The sequence below is a fragment of the Trinickia sp. genome, from assembly GCF_057351765.1.
Window position 1 is genome coordinate 14,545 of record NZ_JBMRBK010000011.1, and the last position, 16,549, is coordinate 31,093.

The 16,549-nt window shown below is 60.8% G+C and carries 18 protein-coding genes; 12 read left to right on the forward strand and 6 right to left on the reverse strand.

The features are described from left to right. Positions 1–2: 2 nt before the first annotated feature. Complete coding sequence (locus ACO1XS_RS01775; protein WP_331567702.1) at positions 3–884, reverse strand: LysR substrate-binding domain-containing protein; 882 nt, start codon at positions 882–884, stop codon at positions 3–5. 94 nt (positions 885–978) lie between these two features. Between ACO1XS_RS01775 and ACO1XS_RS01780 the strand changes: the two genes are divergently transcribed. Beyond that, positions 979–1,746 carry a sulfite exporter TauE/SafE family protein gene (locus ACO1XS_RS01780; RefSeq protein WP_331567700.1) on the forward strand — a complete coding sequence of 256 codons (768 nt, stop codon included), beginning with the start codon at positions 979–981 and terminating at the stop codon, positions 1,744–1,746. Positions 1,747–1,911: 165 nt separating this feature from the next. Next, on the forward strand, positions 1,912–2,460 hold the full coding sequence (locus ACO1XS_RS01785; protein WP_331567698.1) for a putative glycolipid-binding domain-containing protein: 549 nt from the start codon (positions 1,912–1,914) through the stop codon (positions 2,458–2,460). A gap of 70 nt (positions 2,461–2,530) precedes the next feature. Here ACO1XS_RS01785 and ACO1XS_RS01790 read toward each other — a convergent pair whose 3' ends face one another. Continuing rightward, positions 2,531–3,247: an SDR family NAD(P)-dependent oxidoreductase gene (locus tag ACO1XS_RS01790; RefSeq protein WP_331567696.1), complete on the reverse strand. Its 717-nt coding sequence runs from the start codon at positions 3,245–3,247 to the stop codon at positions 2,531–2,533. 129 nt (positions 3,248–3,376) lie between these two features. On the opposite strand from ACO1XS_RS01790, the gene ACO1XS_RS01795 reads away from it, so the two are divergent. Continuing rightward, complete coding sequence (locus ACO1XS_RS01795; protein ID WP_331567694.1) at positions 3,377–4,333, forward strand: LysR family transcriptional regulator; 957 nt, start codon at positions 3,377–3,379, stop codon at positions 4,331–4,333. A 53-nt stretch (positions 4,334–4,386) separates the two neighbouring features. On the opposite strand, the gene ACO1XS_RS01800 is transcribed toward ACO1XS_RS01795, so the two are convergent. The 4 genes from ACO1XS_RS01800 to ACO1XS_RS01815 form a co-directional block, all read right to left on the reverse strand. Continuing rightward, positions 4,387–4,716, reverse strand: coding sequence for a DMT family transporter (locus tag ACO1XS_RS01800; protein ID WP_331567692.1), 330 nt, complete (start codon positions 4,714–4,716; stop codon positions 4,387–4,389). 14 nt (positions 4,717–4,730) lie between these two features. After that, complete coding sequence (locus ACO1XS_RS01805; RefSeq protein ID WP_331567690.1) at positions 4,731–5,441, reverse strand: glutathione S-transferase family protein; 711 nt, start codon at positions 5,439–5,441, stop codon at positions 4,731–4,733. Further along, complete coding sequence (gene gstA, locus ACO1XS_RS01810; protein WP_331567688.1) at positions 5,438–6,064, reverse strand: glutathione transferase GstA; 627 nt, start codon at positions 6,062–6,064, stop codon at positions 5,438–5,440. Before gstA ends, ACO1XS_RS01805 begins: the two co-directional genes overlap by 4 nt. 194 nt (positions 6,065–6,258) lie before the next feature. Further along, positions 6,259–7,056, reverse strand: a complete 798-nt coding sequence (locus ACO1XS_RS01815) for a DeoR/GlpR family DNA-binding transcription regulator (protein WP_331567686.1) — start codon at positions 7,054–7,056, stop codon at positions 6,259–6,261. A 175-nt stretch (positions 7,057–7,231) separates the two neighbouring features. Between ACO1XS_RS01815 and ACO1XS_RS01820 the strand changes: the two genes are divergently transcribed. The 9 genes from ACO1XS_RS01820 to ACO1XS_RS01860 all read left to right on the forward strand — a co-directional run bounded on the left by ACO1XS_RS01820 (position 7,232) and on the right by ACO1XS_RS01860 (position 16,527). Then, positions 7,232–8,086, forward strand: coding sequence for a transketolase (locus ACO1XS_RS01820; protein ID WP_331567684.1), 855 nt, complete (start codon positions 7,232–7,234; stop codon positions 8,084–8,086). Further along, the gene (locus ACO1XS_RS01825) at positions 8,079–9,023 is read left to right on the forward strand and encodes a transketolase family protein (protein ID WP_331567682.1); all 945 of its coding nucleotides are present in this window, start codon (positions 8,079–8,081) and stop codon (positions 9,021–9,023) included. Before ACO1XS_RS01820 ends, ACO1XS_RS01825 begins: the two co-directional genes overlap by 8 nt. Before the next feature lie 31 nt (positions 9,024–9,054). Continuing rightward, the gene (locus ACO1XS_RS01830) at positions 9,055–9,852 is read left to right on the forward strand and encodes a GolD/DthD family dehydrogenase (RefSeq protein ID WP_331567680.1); all 798 of its coding nucleotides are present in this window, start codon (positions 9,055–9,057) and stop codon (positions 9,850–9,852) included. A 64-nt stretch (positions 9,853–9,916) separates the two neighbouring features. Beyond that, the gene (locus ACO1XS_RS01835; RefSeq protein ID WP_331567678.1) at positions 9,917–10,861 is read left to right on the forward strand and encodes a D-ribose ABC transporter substrate-binding protein; all 945 of its coding nucleotides are present in this window, start codon (positions 9,917–9,919) and stop codon (positions 10,859–10,861) included. Between the two features lie 68 nt (positions 10,862–10,929). Then, positions 10,930–11,565 carry a DUF2291 family protein gene (locus ACO1XS_RS01840; protein WP_331567676.1) on the forward strand — a complete coding sequence of 212 codons (636 nt, stop codon included), beginning with the start codon at positions 10,930–10,932 and terminating at the stop codon, positions 11,563–11,565. Next, entirely contained in the window at positions 11,562–13,100 is a 1,539-nt protein-coding gene (locus ACO1XS_RS01845; RefSeq protein WP_331567674.1) for a sugar ABC transporter ATP-binding protein, read from the forward strand. Before ACO1XS_RS01840 ends, ACO1XS_RS01845 begins: the two co-directional genes overlap by 4 nt. Positions 13,101–13,120: 20 nt before the next feature. Further along, the gene (locus ACO1XS_RS01850) at positions 13,121–14,203 is read left to right on the forward strand and encodes an ABC transporter permease (RefSeq protein ID WP_331567672.1); all 1,083 of its coding nucleotides are present in this window, start codon (positions 13,121–13,123) and stop codon (positions 14,201–14,203) included. Between the two features lie 35 nt (positions 14,204–14,238). Next, the gene (locus ACO1XS_RS01855) at positions 14,239–15,708 is read left to right on the forward strand and encodes an FGGY-family carbohydrate kinase (protein WP_331567670.1); all 1,470 of its coding nucleotides are present in this window, start codon (positions 14,239–14,241) and stop codon (positions 15,706–15,708) included. 27 nt (positions 15,709–15,735) lie between these two features. Then, positions 15,736–16,527: a glucose 1-dehydrogenase gene (locus ACO1XS_RS01860; protein ID WP_331567667.1), complete on the forward strand. Its 792-nt coding sequence runs from the start codon at positions 15,736–15,738 to the stop codon at positions 16,525–16,527. Positions 16,528–16,549 lie beyond the last annotated feature (22 nt).

Genomic DNA, 16,549 nt, shown 5'->3' on the forward strand with positions numbered 1-16,549 from the left:
GGCTATGGCGAGCCTGCCTTCAACTGCCGCGCGAGCAGATCGGCATGCGGCGCCAGCGCGAGAAAGTCGCGCGCGCAAAGGTAAAGCCGCCGCGCAGCCCATGCCTCCGACAGTGGCAGGATGGCAAGGTCCCGACGCAGCGTGCTCGCCAATACTTTGGATAGGATCGATACGCCGACGCCTGCCTCGACCAACATCGCCACATGCTCGACGCTGCGCAACTGGACGCGGTAGTAGAGCTGACGACCAAGACGCGACGCGCGTTCCGCAAGGTATGTTTCGAGCGCGGTATCCGCCATGCCGACAATCGGTTCGCCAAGAACTTCCGTGAATGCCACGGAGGCTTGCGTCGCCACGCGATGCGCGCGGCTGGCCACTACCACGAGTTCGTCCTCTGCAATCAGATGCGTCTGCAGGCTCGCGAGGTCGGTACTGTCGGCCACGATGCCAAGGTCCGCGCGCCGGTCCACCAGCGCCTGGACGATCTCGGAACTAGGCCGTTCTTCGAGATCGACGGCAAGGTCGGGATGCGCCGCCAGGAACTGACATAGCCGGGGCGGCAGGAATGCCGCCAGCGCGGCGGTGTTGGACAGCAGTCGAATGCGTCCTTTCAGTCCCGTTGCGTAGGTACGCAACTCCCCGCGCATCTGCTCCACTTGGCCGAGGATCGAACGGGCATGCCGAATCAAGGCCTCGCCGGCCGCGGTTGCGCGCACGCCGCGACGGTTGCGCTCCAGCAACGGTGCGCCAAGCGCCGACTCCATGCCCGCGATGCGCTCACTGACCGACGCCAGCGCCAGGTGCATTTCTCGCGCGCCTTGCGTCAGGCTGCCGCATTCCACAACAGTCAGGAATAGCCGCATATCGGTCAGGTCGAAGCGCACGATACGGGTCCTTTATCTGCTTTCGCTTTTTCCGAAGTCTAGCACTGGAAATGCCAGATTGCGGATAGAGGGTCGAGTGCCTAGCATTACGGCCATGGAATCAATTTTTCTGATTTTTCTTGCTGGATTGGTGGCTGGTGCAATGAATGCACTAGCCGGGGGCGGCTCGTTTGTCAGCCTGCCTGCGTTGATCGCGGCGGGTGTGCCACCGGTTTATGCGAATACCTCCAGTACGGTTGCGCTGTTTCCTGGTGGCCTCGCCAGCGCGTGGGCCTATCGCGACGGCCTGGGTCCGGTCGGGTCGGTGCCGTTGCGCGCGTTGCTGGTTGCGACGCTGTGCGGTGGCCTGGTGGGAGCGATCCTGCTGCTGCACACCTCGTCCGCAGCATTCGCTTTCGTGTTGCCATGGCTGCTGCTGATCGCGTGCGTTGCGCTTTCGTTCGGACGGCGGATCGGCGCCGCGCTGCGTGCTCGCTGGCGCATTCGCGCAGGCGCGGTACTGGCCATCCAGTTCGCGCTCGGCGGATATGGAGGCTACTTTGGGGGCGCGGTGGGGATCATGATGGTCGCCATATGGGGGCTGCTCGACAATCGCGATATCAAGCACCTCAATGCTGCACGTACGCTGCTGGTCAGCGCGGCGAATCTTGTTGCAGTGCTGGCGTTCATCGGCGCGCAAGCGGTGCGCTGGCCGGAGACGCTGGCCATGCTGGCCGGCGCAATCCTGGGGGGATACGGTGGTGCGCACCTTGGCCGGCGCGCCTCGCCGGCAGTCATTCGTGCCGGCACGCTGCTGGCAACTTCCTGCATCACGCTGGCGTTCTTCGTGAAGACCTATGCGCCGATGCTGCTGCATCGTTGAGCATGTTGTACGCCCTGCTGGAAACTATTGGATCGCTCCTAACGGCCGGTATGCTTCATAGGCACTGATTGATGGCAGGTGGGAATCGCACGCGCTGTCTCGATGGCAGCAAATCATATTTCCGCGGTCACAAGGGCTCTGAGCGAGCCCGCGGAGGGAACACAGATGACATGCGTTGCGCAGTGGGCCGCGGAAGACGGCGTGGGCGTCGAGCACCTGGTGTTGAACGAATGGCCGGATCGCGTGATCGGCGAGGCGGTGGTCGTCGATACCCGCTTTGGCTCGCCGTATGGCGCGCACTACCGGGTTGAGATTGCCCCCGACTGGACGGTGCGACGCGTGCTGGTCGCGCTGACCGATGGGCGCACACTGGTGGTATCGGCGGACGGCAGTGGCCATTGGTACGACATCGACGGCATGCCGCTGTCGGCACTCGATGGCTGCATCGACATCGACATTTCGGGCACGCCATTCACGAATACGCTGCCAATCCGCCGCCTCGGGCTGATGCAGGGCGAGCGGCGCGAAATCCGCGTAGCCTATCTGGCGCTGCCGGCGTTGACCATCGAGCCTGCCGATCAGGCGTACACGTGCATCGAACCGCGGCGGCGCTATCTGTACGAGGGCCCATTGCGACAATTCGAGGCAGAGTTGACGATCGATACCAATTGGCTGGTCGAAGACTATCCGACGCTGTTCAAACGGATCGCGTAGTTCGTGCAGAAGGAAGACCACGCGGCGCGGATCGGCGAAACGCTGCGCGCATGGATTGACGCGAATCTTCTCACCACCGAACGGTCCGACCTTGGTAGTCGAGATACTCCAACCCGGGACGCCCCAACTTGTTTAGCAGCACGTTCACGACCCCGGGCACGCTCTCGTCGATGGACAACCGTCCCTCGGGCCCTCCGAGGTCGGTCCGCACCCAGCCCGGCGCCATCAGCACCATGGGCCGCGGCGTACCCGCCTGGCGCGCGGCAAAGCTGCGCATGAACTGATTCAGCGCCGCCTTGCTGCCCCGATAGACCTCCCGCTGGCCTGTTTCGTTGTCGGCGATGCTGCCTTGTCCCGACGACATGATTCCAATCAGGCCGTCCGGTGCAACGAGATCGGAAAGGCGTTCGACCACGCGCATCGGGCTGAGCGCGTTGGTGATCATCAGGTTCACGAAATCCTCGGTCGATACTTCGCCAATCGTTTGAGTGGGATCGGGATTGGTTGTGCCCGCATTGACGAAGAGCATCTCGAACGTACGTCCGGCCAGGCGTTCTCGCAAGGCGGCGATTTGTTCGGGCCGCGTGATGTCGAGCGTCTCGATGTCAACCTGACCGGGACATGCATCGGCCAAGTCGTGCAGCAGCGTTCGGCGGCCGGCGCGGACAGTGCCCACCACATGCCATCGCTGCTTCACGAACTCGACCGCCATGGCGTGGCCAAGGCCGCGCGAGGCGCCGATCAGCGCAATGGTGCGGACAGGAGCGGAAGTGGAAATGTCTGGCATGGCGCGATCCTTTGTGCGGGTAACGTCATCGATTCTCCGGATAGCGGCCGGCTTGCGCCAGACGCCTGGGATGCAATCGACGGTTGCGCGTAACGCCATACCTCAGTCGTTTTCGACTATGCTGCGGGCATGTCACGCGTCGACCTCAATCTCTTGACCGCGCTCGATGCATTGCTGAGCGAACGCAGCGTTACGCGAGCCGCGCTACGCCTGAATGTGAGCGTTTCGGCAATGAGCCGCACGCTGGCGCGTCTGCGCGTAGCTACTGGCGACCGGTTGCTATTGCAAGCCGGCCGCGCGCTGGTTCTCACGCCTTACGCCGAGCAGTTGAGTCAGCGCCTTCCCGCGCTGCTCCGCCAAGCTCAGGCTGCGCTGAGTCGTGCCGACACTCGGTTGGAGATCGCGGCGCTCGAGCAGCGCTTCACTGTGCGAGCGGGGGAGGGCTTCATCGATCTGCTGGGCGCAGCATTGATCGATCGGGTGCATCGAGCGGCCCCTGGTGTTCAGCTTCGCTTCACGCCGAAGCCCGATTGGAATGCGCAACCGCTGAGGGAAGGGGGCGTCGATCTGGAGATCGGCATCGTCAAAACCGCCGCGCCGGAGGTCCGCGCGCGTGTGCTCTTGCGCGACCGCTACGTCGGCGTGTGCCGCGTCGGTCATTCGCTGTTGAGCGATGGCGATGTCAGCCTCGAGCGATGGACCGCGTACCCGCACGTGGATATATCTCGCACTGGCCAAGCCGATAGTCCGGTGGACACGGCCCTCGCGTCGCGCGATCTGCGGCGGAGCGTGCCGATCGTCGTGCCGTCATACACGAGCGCTATGCAGCTTGTTCGTCAATCGGATTTGCTGGCCGTCGTCCCACATTCGTGCTTGGGCAACGCCTTTGTGCCTGACTATGCAACGGCCAACGGCGTGCAGCGCTTCGAGCTGCCGCTGGCGGTGCCGGCATTCAACGTCTCGGCGATTTGGCATCCGCGCCTCGATCACGATCCGGCGCATCGCTGGTTTCGCGCGGAAGTGCTGGCGCTGTGCTTGGCCGCTTACCCGCGCACTGCAACTCGGGCTGGACATTCATCGACCTGAGCCTCGGGGCGGGACGCTTCGAACGCGTGCATACGATCTGTTAATGCTGCACGTTAGGCAGGCGCCATCTTCAATGTGACGATGCCCGCCACCACGAGCGCGACGCCGCCGAGTCGGATCAGCCCCGCGGGCTCTTCGAAGAGCGCAATGCCGAGCAGCACCGTTCCCGCCGCGCCAATTCCGGTCCACACCGCGTACGCCGTGCCCACGGGCAGCACTTGCAGTACGCGGCCCAACAGGAAGACGAACGCGGCGAGCAACAGCAACGAAACCACGCTCCAACCCAGCCGTGTGTAGCCCTGGGCGTATTTCATCGATACCGCCCAGGCGACATCGCAAAGCCCCGATACGATCAGCCAGCCCCATGCGGCCCCTTGGCTCATTGCGGTTATCCCGTTCATTGCATCGACGCTCCCGAGCGTTTGAGCAGATAAGCATCATGCCGAGTCAGAAACGCCCGCAGGCGCTCCTCATAGCCGGGCAAGACCGCATCCGAAACGCTGGGTCTTTCGAACAACGCACGCCGCCAGGCGTCGACCTTCGGCGTGCGCGCAAAGACGCCGGTGGGCACGAGCGCATCGAACACATCGAAATATCTGAAGATCGGCGCGAACGCCGCGTCGACGAGGCACATTCGCGAACCGCAAAACAACGGACCGTCGCCGAGTTCCGCTTCGACGCGAACGAACTTCCGTTCCAAAGCCTCGCGCTTCGTCTCGTAGGTGGTCGCGTCGGTCGCGGTCTCGAAATGCCAGATGTCCGCGAGGATGGCCGAAGCGAATTCGATCCAACTGCGATGCCGCGCCCGCTCGAGCGGATCCGACGGGTGCAGCGAGGGGCCCGCGCCGACATCTTCGAGGAATTCGCAAATGACCGCGCTCTCGAAGACGGCGGCAGGCGGCTCGGGGCCGTTCCCGCCGACGAGCAACAACGGAACTTTGCCGAGCGGCGATATCGCGCGAAACCATGCGGGTTTGTCCGCCAGATCGATGTAGCGCCGCTCGAAAGCCACGCCTTTTTCAGCGAGTGCGATCGCGGCGCGCTGCACATAGGGACACAGCGCATGGCTCACGAGCGTGTAGGCCGGCGTTATCGACGACGCAGTCATGCCGGCACCTTCAATCCTTCGGCCTTCATCGCTTCGCGTACGGCCGGCCGCCGGCCCACCCGTTCGAGATAGGCACGCAGACTCGGGAAGCCGGATAGGTCGACGTCGACGAACCGCGACCAACTGACGATGGTGAACAGATAAGCGTCGGCCACCGTGAAGGCTTCGCCCGCGAGAAAGGGGCCCCCCGCAGCCAAATGCGTTTCGACGTGTCGCAGCCGCTCGGCAATCTTGCTACGCGCGACTGCTTGCGCTTGCGCGCCGTATTCGTCGTGGAACAGCCAGGGGCTGTACATCTTGTGCAATTCGGTGGCGATGAAGTTCAGCCAAGCTTGCAGGCGGACGCGCGCCATCGTTCCCGCCGGCGGCGCCAAGCCGCTTTCCGGCTTCATGTCGGCCAGGTATTGCACGATCGCGGGGCCTTCGGTCAGGAGCGTGCCGTCGTCGAGTTCGAGCACCGGGACATAGCCGTTTGGATTGACAGTCGAGAAGTCGGTCCCGGAACCGGTGGTGTGCGGTGTTTTCGTGATGCTCACGCGTTCCAGTTCGAGCGCGATGCCGGCTTCGACGGCGACGATATGCGGCGACAGCGAGCAGGCGCCGGCGGAGTAATAGAGCTTCATAGGGGCCTCTTGAGCGATGGCGGTAGATGAACGACCGGACCAGCATACGGGCTGCGAGCATGCAACGTCTATTGCACAAATGCCATTTTGGATTGCATTCGCGCAAGCGATCGTCAGCGTTTCGCCACGCTGGACTTGCCGAAATCGACCGCAAGGTCGCCGGGCCCTGCGCCGCCTAAATCGTCATGCGCGCATCAGCCCGCGGACCGATCGGACTCGTCCTGGGCGTAGATGATCTGCGTGCCGTTGTCGGCGAGCCACTGGGCGAAATCCGCACCCAACCCCTCGTCGGTGACGAGATAGTCGATCCGGTCCATCGCGCCGAATGCCGCGAACTCACGCTTTCCGAACTTTTTCGAATCGGCGAGCAGGTAGACCGTTTTCGCGGCATCGATCATCGCCCGTTTGACGTGCAAATCGATGAAGTCGGGGTACGAGATCCCCGATTCTTTCGAGACACCGCCGGCCGCCAGGAACAGTTTGTCGACGAACATCCCCTGGAAAAACGTCGACGCCTTCTCCCCCGAAACCGCGATCGTCTCCGGCTTGAATTCGCCGCCTGTCAGCATGATCCGGTTGGTCGGCTCCGCGCCCAGGATGATGGCGATGTTCAGCGCATTCGTCACGATCCGCAGGTGCTGTCGATCGAGCAGGTTCTTCGCGAGTTCGGTCGTCGTCGCCCCGCAATCGAGAATGATGGAGTCGCCGTTTCCGATGAGCGTCGCAGCCATCCGGCCGATCAGCTCCTTCTCGGGACTCGTCGGAAGAATGTTGGTTCGATCGGCGACAGGTCGGGCCTGACCGGCCAGCGACGTCACGAGGCGGACGTTGCCGTGGACGCGTTCGACGCGGCCATGTTTCTGAAGCTCGTCGATGTCCTTTCGAATGGTTGGCATCGAAACGCCAAACTCGCTCGAAAGCTCGGAAAGCTTGATCAGCTTGGCGGCCTGCACCCTCTCGAAAATCTTTTCTGTTCTCGTCCGTTGGTCCATTGTTCTCTTCCCGCGAAGCGACCGAGCGGCTTCGCCACATCCGCCAATATTGTGCCCTAAACGACCACGATGTGGTCCGATCCGGGGTTTACCCTCTTTCCTTTTATTTCTCTTTGACTTTCGAAAGAAAGTAAAAGAAACTTAAATCAAGCAAACGGGAAGTGCGGGAGTCGGAATGCAAAACCCTTACAAGCAGTCTGGAGACGCGCTCCATCGGCGCGCGCAAGAAATCCGTAAAAAGATCTGCGTGATGAACTCCGCTGCCAAGAGCGGCCATACGGGCGGTGACATGTCGGAGGCCGACGTGCTCGCAGCGCTTTACTTCCACGTGCTCCGCTATGAGGTGCAAGCTGACCGGACGGTGAAATGGCACGATGAATTCATCCTCAGCAAGGGACACGGCGTAGGAGGGCTCTATTCCTGCTTTGCCGAACTCGGCTGGCTCACCGACGACGAACTGCTGACCTACCTGAGAGACGATTCGCGCCTGCCGGGTCATCCGGTGCGCGAGAAGCTGCCGTCACTGGTGACCGTCAACACGGGCGCTTTAGGGCACGGCTTGCCCATCGCGGCAGGGCTGGCGATGGCAAAGCAGCGTCATGCAAGCCATGTGGACGGCTCGCCCGGCCGAGTTTTCGTGCTGACGGGCGACGGCGAGCTCGAAGAGGGCTCGAACTGGGAAGCCGCGATGGCGGCGGCACATTTCGAACTGGCGAACCTGGTCGTAATTGTGGATCGCAACCGCCTGCAACTGGCGGACTTCACCCACAACATCATGGACATGGATCCGCTCGACGAGAAATTCCGGGCTTTCGGCTTCGAGGTGCATGACGTCAACGGAAACCAGGCGGATTCGATTTGGAAACTAATAGAAAGCCTGGATTTCGAGAACGGAAAGCCCAAAGTCGTCATCGCTCACACCATCAAGGGTCGCGGCGTGTCGTTCATGGAGAACGTACCCGCGTGGCACCACAAGTTTCCGGACGAAAAGCAACTTCGACAGGCACTGGAGGAACTGGACCATGCGTGAGTACGCCGATTTGCGAGACGGTGTGATCAGCGCACTCGGACGGTTGACGGCCGCGGGCCGGGACATTCTCGTGATGGTCGCGGATTCGACCTCCACGTCCAAGATCGGCCCTTTCCTCGAGACCTATCCCGAACGCGTCATCAACGTGGGAATCGCCGAACAGAACATGGTCGGCATGGCGGCGGGGCTGGCCCTGGGCGGCCATGTCGTCTTCACCGCCAATGCCGCGCCGTTCCTAGTCGCCCGCGCGAACGAGCAGGTCAAAAACGATGTCTGCTACAGCGCGACGAACGTCAAAATGCTCGGACTGAATGCCGGAGTGGCTTATGGTCCGCTAGCGTCGACCCACCACGCGATCGACGACATCTCGATCATGAGCGGATTCGGAAACGTCCAGATTCTCGCGCCTTGCGACGAGGTCGAAGTGATTCAGATGGTCGAATACGCAGCCGCCGTCGAAGGGCCCGTCTACATCCGGCTCGACAATGCGAAGTTTCCCATCGTGCACGAGGCGGACTACCGGTTCCAGCCAGGCCGTCCGGACGTGGTGATGCGGGGCAGCCGCGTCGTTGTGATCGCGTTGGGCTCCGTGGTCGGCGAAGCGCTCGATGCTTGCGAACGGGTGAAGGCACAGCACAACATCGCCCCGACGCTCGTGAATCTGTCATCGATCCGGCCGCTCGATCAAGACGCCCTCGCGAAGATAATTGCGGCTCATGACTGCGTCGTCACAGTGGAAGAACATTCGCTTCACGGCGGAATCGGCGCGATCACCGCGGTCCTGATGGCGCGACGCCAGCTTGCGAAGCCGCTCACGATGCTCGGGATCACCGAAGGCGAGTTCGCCAAGTACGGCACGCGCAAAGGAATCCGGCGTCACTACCGCATTGATGCGGCAGGCATTGCCGAAGCGATCTGCGCGCAGTGTGCGCACTGAACGTACAGCTAGATTTCAAGGAGACACTGGCATGGCCATTCAGTACGACATGTCGCTGCGTCATGGCGTCGACTTCGACTTCCGGCTCGACGGCAAGATCGCCGTCGTGACGGGCGGTCTGGGCGGTATCGCGATGGCAACGAATGCGGCACTTATCGCAAAGGGCGCGCGGGTCGCCATTTTCTATCCCAGCTTCGAAGAGCCGCGAGTGAAGGATGCAATCGAGGCGCTCGGGGCGGCAAACGCCGCCGCATTTGCCTGTGACGTTGCGAACGAGGCCGATGTCGCGAAGGCGATGAAGGCGGCGCTGGACCGCTTCGGCGATTTGCATCTTCTCGTCAATGCCGCCGGCTGCATCACGCTTACGCCTGCGGAAGACATCAGCCTCGATGAGTGGCAAAAGCAGATCGGTGTGAATCTCACGGGCCCGTTTCTGTGCTCGAAGCATTTCGCTCGACACGTTCTGGCGAGCGGCCACGGCGGCAAGATCGTCAACATCGCCTCTCAAGCCGCGACTGTGGCGATCGACAAGCATTGTGCCTATACGTCGGCGAAGGCCGGGCTGATCGGCATGACCAAGGTGCTTGCCAAAGAATGGGCCCTGCGTGGGATCACGGTCAACACCATTTCGCCCACCGTCGTGCTCACCCCGATGGGTGCGGCTGCGTGGCAGGGCGAAAAAGGCGAAGCGATGAAAAAGCAGATCCCTGTCGGACGGTTCGCTTACACGGATGAAATCGCCGCCGCAATCCTGTTTCTGCTTTCGAACGGTGCGGACATGATCACGGGCGCCGACATCATGATCGATGGGGGATACACGATCTGTTGATGGCACTTTGAGCGCAGCCGGACGAGGCTGCAACGTTGATAAAGACATTAACCTGGAGACAAAAATGCTGAGGAAATTCGCACTCGCGGCCGCCGTCGCTGCCTCGCTCGCAGCGGTCCATTCCATCGATGCGCTCGCCGCTTCGAAAGGGACCATCGCAATTCTCGTCAACGCCCTCGACAACCCCTATTACGCCGCGGAAGCGAAGGGCGCCGATGCCGAGGCCAAGAAGCTTGGTTACGATACGATCGTGTTGTCGCACGGCGAGGATGTGAACAAGCAAAACGAACTGATCAATCTGGTGATCGGCAAGGGCGTGAAGGGTATCGTTCTCGACAATGCGGATTCCAACAGCAGCGTCGCGACCGTTCGCACTGCCCAGGAAAAGAAGGTGCCTGTCGTGCTGATCAACCGCGAGATTCCGAAGGACGGCATCGCAATTGCGCAACTGAGCCACAACAATCTACAGGCTGGTACTGAAGTCGCGCAAAAGTTCGTCGAGGCGATCGGCGAGAAGGGCGAGTACGTCGAACTCACCTGCAACTTGGCCGACAAGAATTGCGTGACTCGATCGCAGGCATTCCACCAGGTGCTCGATCAGTATCCCGATCTGAAGATGGTGGCCCGCCAGGATGCCAAGGGTGCGCTGCTGCCGGGCAAGCAGGCGATGGATTCGATCCTGCAGGAACACCCGAACATCAAGGGCGTCATTTGCGGTAACGGTCCCGTTGCGCTCGGTGCGATCGCATCGCTCGAATCGGCCGGAAAGAAGAGCGTTGTCGTGATGGGTATCGACGGCAGCAACGATGAGCGCGATTCGATTCTCCAGAGCAAGCTCAAGGCCAGCGTCATGTTGCAGGCGCAAGGCATTGCGAAACACGGCGTCGACCTGCTCGACAAGTACATCGCGACTGGCAAGACAGGCGAACCGGAACGTCAGCTCACGCGGGGCATCCTGATCACGAAGGACAACGCTTCTCACGTCAAAGACTTCTATTACAACAAGTAGGCGCATGGGGCGTTGGAGCGGGTGCGGCGAGGGCGGCACCTGCGCAAATGTCGTCAAGAGAGGTAGTCATGGTTTCTTCCCCATCTGCAGCCGGGCTGGCGCTGGTAGTGCTCGGCGCCGTTTCGGTTGCCGGGTGTCACGTCGTGACGGATACCGAACTCGCCCAGATTCGCTCTCAGGGACAGCATCAGGGCCCGGATCCCGAAAAAATCCTGAGCGAACAACTGATCCCGTATGCGGACAAAACGGCCAAGCCGGCTGCTCAGGTGATCGGCGCAGTCGGCCAGAATTTCGATAGCGCCTGCAAGGAGTACGGTTTCCGTCAAAGCACGGCTTTTCCATGCAACTTCTGGATTCGTGTGCGCGGCAAGGTCACGAAGGTCGACACTTCATCGCGCGTTGGAAAGGCGTACGTGGATGTCACGCCTTCGTCCGGCGGCGATCCAGTGCATATCGCACTCGAGACAGGGCCGGTCGTCATTGGCACTGGCGTTCGTGACGGCTTTCCCGGTATCAAGTACAGCGACTTCGACGACCAGACGCGCTTCGCGGTATTTGGACAGGAGCTGAACAAACTCGTCGTCGCGCGAGCGCAAAAATCGCTGAAGCTCAAGGTGGGCGACACGGTGGATGTGGCAGCGGTCTACAGCAGCTGGAGCGAGCCCGCCGGTGAAATCCGCGCGATTCCGGTGGCCTGGAAATGAGCGAATCCCGAACCATGAATCCGGTCAACGTCATCGAGACGCGCGGGTTGTCCAAGGTCTATCCCGGGACCGCGGCACTATTGGACGTCGACTACAAGGTGCGACGCGGCAAGGTCAATGTGCTGATCGGCGAAAACGGCGCGGGTAAATCGACGTTGATGAAATTGCTCGCCGGCGCGGAAGTCCCGACGTCCGGGGAAATCCTGGTAGACGAGAAGATCGCGCAGATCTCGGACGTGCGCAGCGCGGAGAGGCATGGCATCGGCATCATCTTTCAGGAATTGAACCTGTTTCCCGAAATGACGGTTGCCGAGAATATCTTCGCCGGAAACGAACTGACCAGTTCCGGGGTGATCCGCCGCAAGGACGAGGACCATCAAGCAAGGATACTGCTCGATCGTCTGCAGATTCCGATCGACCCGCGCACACGACTGGGCGATCTCTACGTCGGACAACAGCAACTGGTGGAAATCGCCAAGGCGCTCTCCAAGCACATCAAGGTGCTGATCATGGACGAGCCGACTTCCGCTCTCTCGAAGACGGAAGTCGAGATTCTCTTCAAGATCATTGCGCAACTGAAGGAAGAGGGCGTCACGGTCATTTACATCTCCCACCGTCTGGAAGAGGTCATGGCGATCGGCGACTGCATTACGGTGCTGCGTAATGGACGCCTCGTGGCGGAAGACGATATTGCGAATATCGACATTCCGTGGATCATCGAAGCGATGGTGGGATCGTCGAAAAAGCGATTCGCCTTCGAGCAGCATGCAATCGGCCCGGAGGTTCTCAAGGTCAAGGACCTTGCGCTAAAGCGCCCCAATGGTATCTACGCGGTTGACCATGTTTCATTTTCCGTCAGGGCCGGTGAGGTTATCGGTATCTACGGTCTGATGGGCGCGGGTCGTACGGAACTGCTCGAGTCGTTGCTGGGCGCGCAGCCGCTGGCGCTCGGCGAAATCGAGTTGGCCGGCAAGGCGATCGAAGATCTGCCGATCCACAAGCGGATCGAGGCGGGCATCGCGCTGGTACCGGAGGACAGGCAGAAGCAGGGGATGGTGCAGTTGATGTCGATCCTCGAAAACATGACGCTCTCGAGTCTGTCGAAGTTCACCCGGCGTTTCTCTTTCGGTGCACTGCGACGTGACAAACAGCTCGAGGCATCGACCGATATCGTCAAGCGCCTCGCGATCAAGGCCGCTTCCGTCGACGCGCCCATTACGTCGCTCTCGGGGGGCAACATGCAGAAGGTCGTGATCGGCAAGGCGCTCTTGACATCGCCGAAGGTACTGCTGATGGACGAGCCGACTCGAGGGATCGACGTCGGTGCCAAGGAGGACGTCTACAAGACCATTAGTCTCCTCGCGCACTCGGGTATCGCAGTCGTGTACGCGACCTCGGAGCTAGATGAAGCAATGGCTGTTTCCAATCGGGTCTTCGTGATGGCCAGCGGAAAATTGACGGCAATCATGGAGCGTTCGCAGTTCGACAGCGAACGCATCGTGCGCGCGTCCACGCCCGCAACAGCCGTAGTGTGAAGCATTTTGAGGCACAAACCATGAGCACTCCGAACAGCAGCAATCCTTCGATCCAGCCGGTTCACGGCAAACACAACCGGCAGTCTGCTTACGTGGCTGCCCGCATCGCGGTGAGCGTGCTCAAGCTGCGGATCTTCATTGCACTCTTTGCGATCATCATCGTGTTCTCGCTTGCGGCGGAAAACTTCCTCTCGGCAGGCAACATGTTGATCATGGCGAAACACGTCACCATCGTCGCCATTCTCTCGATCGGAATGACGCTCGTTATTCTGACCGGGGGCATCGACCTTTCGGTCGGCTCCATCGTCGGCATCAGCGGTATGGCGGCAGGGTATCTTTTGCTCGAAGGCGTCAAGCTTGGCCACTACGTGGTGTTTTTCAACCCGTGGGGAGTGACGCTGATCGCTTGCGCGCTGGGTGCGGTCATCGGCGCGGTGAACGGCTACCTGATCACGGCGCTCAACGTGGCGCCGTTCATTGCAACGCTCGGCATGTTGTACGTCGTGCGCGGCGCAGCGCTGCTCGTCAACAATGGCGGCACCTTTGCCGATCTCGGGGGCAACGCGGCTCTGGGCAACACGGGCTTCGAGTTTCTCGGAAACGGCACGATTCTCGGGCTTTCGATGCCCGTGTGGATCATGGTGATTCTCGCCGCGATCACAATTTTCATTGCAAAGCGCACGCCGCTTGGTCGCCGCATCTATGCAATCGGAGGCAATGAGCAGGCCGCTCGCTTTTCCGGAATTCGTACCAATCGGGTGAAGCTGTTCGTCTACATGTTCTCGGGGTTTTGCGCGGCGATCGTCGGGCTCGTGATCACAGCTCAATTGCAGACCGCGCACCCATTGACGGGCCAGACGTTCGAATTGAATGCGATTGCCGCGGTCGTGTTGGGCGGTACCGCATTGATGGGTGGCCGCGGCACGGTCTTCGGTTCGGTCGTCGGTGCCTGTGTGATTAGTATTCTCGGCGATGGCATGGTGATGTGCGGCATCAGCGATTTCTGGCAGATGGTCATCAAGGGCCTCGTCATCATCTTCGCGGTAGTCATCGACCAGTTGCAACAGCGCTTGCAAACCCGCATGGTTTCGCTCACCGCGTGAGCGTCTGGACTCGAACTGCCTTCATGAAAGCGGACATGCAATACATTCTGGCGATCGATCAAGGCACGAGCGGTACGAAGGCGCTCGTTTTCGACTTCGAAGGGCAGGTGCACGCCCGTGGCTTCGTCGCTGTGCCTTGTGCGCATCCGCGTACGGGATTCGTCGAGCAGGATCCGGATCTCATCTACGAGTCGGTGCTGCAAGCTGTATCCAGTTGCCTCGGCGCGTTCGAAGGCGAGAGCAAGGACATCGCTGGTGTCGGGATATCGAACCAGCGCGAGACGGTCGTGCTGTGGGACGCGGAAGGTCGCCCCATCGTGCCGGCGGTATCGTGGCAATGTCAACGTTCGCTCGCCATATGCGACCGGTTCAAGAAGGAAGGTAGGGGACCCGCCATTGCCGAGAAGACGGGGCTGTTGATCGACCCGTACTTCTCGGGTACGAAGCTCGTCTGGTTGAATGAAAACGATGAGCAGGTGCGATCGCACATCAAAGCGGGCACAGCGCACTTCGGTACGGTGGATAGCTGGTTACTGCATCGTTTGACCGGGGGTACGGCGTACCGCACCGACTATACGAACGCGTCCCGGACGATGCTGTTCGACCTTCGCAACCTGGAATGGGATCGTGAACTGCTCGCTGATTTCGGTTTGCAGGGGTTGCAACTGCCCGAACCGCATCCGTCGTCATTCGATTTCGGTGCAAGCGATTTCGATGGCATCTTCGATCGGCCTGTGCCGATCGTATCGATGATCGGTGACTCTCATGCAGCGGCCGTCGGCGAGGGATGCCTGAGCCCCGGTATGGCCAAGGCCACGATAGGTACAGGCTCGTCGATCATGATGAACGTGGGCAACAAGCCTTTGCCTGCCACTCACGGCCTGGTGTCGACCGTTTGCCTTGCCACTGACCAACGTATCGATTACGCACTCGAAGGCATCGTGATAAGTGCGGGTTCGACGCCTTCGTTCCTGAAAGAGAAACTGCGACTTTTCGACGACTTCATAGAGGCAGAGCGCGCGTTCACGGAATACGACAACGGCGGCGTCTTTTTCATTCCCGCGTTTTCAGGAATCGGATGCCCGCATTGGAAATATCCGGGTGGCGCACAGATCGTGGGTCTGAACTTTTCGACATCGTGGCAAAACGTGGCGCGGGCGGCTTATGAGTCGATCGTCTACCAGATCAAGGACGTGATCTCCGTCATGGAGGGCGAGGCCCATGTCCCGCTGCGCGAACTTTTCGTCGACGGTGGGTTGGTGCAGAGGCCGTTCCTTCTTCAATATCTCGCCGACACGTTGAACCGGCCCGTGAGTACGCTCGCGCTGAGCGAAATATCGGCCGCAGGCGCGGCAGTGCTTGCGGCGTTGAAGCTTGGGGCGATCAGCTCCCTCGACGCATATCGCAAGACCCGGGTGGTGGCAAGACGTGTAGAGCCGGGGGCGGGCGTCGAAGCTGCCTCGAGAAATCACGCTCAGTGGTTGCAATGGATCGGGCGGCTTTGAGCTCCGTCGATTAATGGAGATCGAGAAATGGCATTCCAGCAGCGTTTCGAGAACAAGGTTGTGGTGGTAACGGGCGGCAGCCGCGGCATCGGATTGGGTATTGCGAGGCGTTTCGCCGAGGAGGGCGCAAAAGTATGCATCTCGGCGAACGAAAACGGGGTGCATGACGCGGTAGTCCAACTGCGTGAATCGGGCTTCGAGGCCATTTCCATCGAAGCGGACGTTACCAGCAAGGACCAGGTCGTCGCGCTCTACGAAGAAGTTGCAGCCAAGTTGGGCGAGGTTGATGTTTCTGTCCAGAACGCGGGCGTCATTACCATCGCGAAGCTCGAGGATCTGACAGAAAACGAATGGGACAAGGTACTCGCGGTCAATACCAAAGGCGTTTTCCTTTGCTGCCAGGAAGCGGCGAAGCGAATGCTGCGCGCGGGAAAAGCGGGTCGCCTCATCAACACCGCATCGGGACAGGCCCGACAAGGTTTTGTCTACACGCCACATTATGCAGCGAGCAAGTTCGGCGTTCTGGGAATCACGCAGAGTCTGGCGAAAGAACTGGCACCGACCGGCATCACGGTGAATGCGTTTTGCCCGGGGATCATCGCGACCGATATGTGGTCGTACAACGACGAAGCCTGGGGCAAGCTGCTGGGCGACTACAAGCCCGGGCAACTCATGGCCGAATGGGTCGAAAGCATTCCCATGAAGCGCGCCGGCAGCGACAAGGATGTCGCGGGTCTTGTCGCATTCCTTGCGTCGGATGACGCGGCCTACATCACGGGGCAGGCCATCAACGTGGATGGTGGCATGTTCATGTCCTGAGCCCGTGTGCGTAGTCGCGAGC

What these genes read in the sequence shown, in the direction of transcription:
- ACO1XS_RS01780 (WP_331567700.1), top strand. Translation starts at nt 979, where the DNA reads ATGGAATCAATTTTTCTGATTTTTCTTGCTGGATTGGTGGCTGGTGCA.
- ACO1XS_RS01785 (WP_331567698.1), top strand. Translation starts at nt 1,912, where the DNA reads ATGACATGCGTTGCGCAGTGGGCCGCGGAAGACGGCGTGGGCGTCGAG.
- ACO1XS_RS01790 (WP_331567696.1), bottom strand. Translation starts at nt 3,247, where the DNA reads ATGCCAGACATTTCCACTTCCGCTCCTGTCCGCACCATTGCGCTGATC.
- ACO1XS_RS01795 (WP_331567694.1), top strand. Translation starts at nt 3,377, where the DNA reads ATGTCACGCGTCGACCTCAATCTCTTGACCGCGCTCGATGCATTGCTG.
- ACO1XS_RS01800 (WP_331567692.1), bottom strand. Translation starts at nt 4,716, where the DNA reads ATGAGCCAAGGGGCCGCATGGGGCTGGCTGATCGTATCGGGGCTTTGC.
- ACO1XS_RS01805 (WP_331567690.1), bottom strand. Translation starts at nt 5,441, where the DNA reads ATGACTGCGTCGTCGATAACGCCGGCCTACACGCTCGTGAGCCATGCG.
- gstA (WP_331567688.1), bottom strand. Translation starts at nt 6,064, where the DNA reads ATGAAGCTCTATTACTCCGCCGGCGCCTGCTCGCTGTCGCCGCATATC.
- ACO1XS_RS01815 (WP_331567686.1), bottom strand. Translation starts at nt 7,056, where the DNA reads ATGGACCAACGGACGAGAACAGAAAAGATTTTCGAGAGGGTGCAGGCC.
- ACO1XS_RS01820 (WP_331567684.1), top strand. Translation starts at nt 7,232, where the DNA reads ATGCAAAACCCTTACAAGCAGTCTGGAGACGCGCTCCATCGGCGCGCG.
- ACO1XS_RS01825 (WP_331567682.1), top strand. Translation starts at nt 8,079, where the DNA reads ATGCGTGAGTACGCCGATTTGCGAGACGGTGTGATCAGCGCACTCGGA.
- ACO1XS_RS01830 (WP_331567680.1), top strand. Translation starts at nt 9,055, where the DNA reads ATGGCCATTCAGTACGACATGTCGCTGCGTCATGGCGTCGACTTCGAC.
- ACO1XS_RS01835 (WP_331567678.1), top strand. Translation starts at nt 9,917, where the DNA reads ATGCTGAGGAAATTCGCACTCGCGGCCGCCGTCGCTGCCTCGCTCGCA.
- ACO1XS_RS01840 (WP_331567676.1), top strand. Translation starts at nt 10,930, where the DNA reads ATGGTTTCTTCCCCATCTGCAGCCGGGCTGGCGCTGGTAGTGCTCGGC.
- ACO1XS_RS01845 (WP_331567674.1), top strand. Translation starts at nt 11,562, where the DNA reads ATGAGCGAATCCCGAACCATGAATCCGGTCAACGTCATCGAGACGCGC.
- ACO1XS_RS01850 (WP_331567672.1), top strand. Translation starts at nt 13,121, where the DNA reads ATGAGCACTCCGAACAGCAGCAATCCTTCGATCCAGCCGGTTCACGGC.
- ACO1XS_RS01855 (WP_331567670.1), top strand. Translation starts at nt 14,239, where the DNA reads ATGCAATACATTCTGGCGATCGATCAAGGCACGAGCGGTACGAAGGCG.
- ACO1XS_RS01860 (WP_331567667.1), top strand. Translation starts at nt 15,736, where the DNA reads ATGGCATTCCAGCAGCGTTTCGAGAACAAGGTTGTGGTGGTAACGGGC.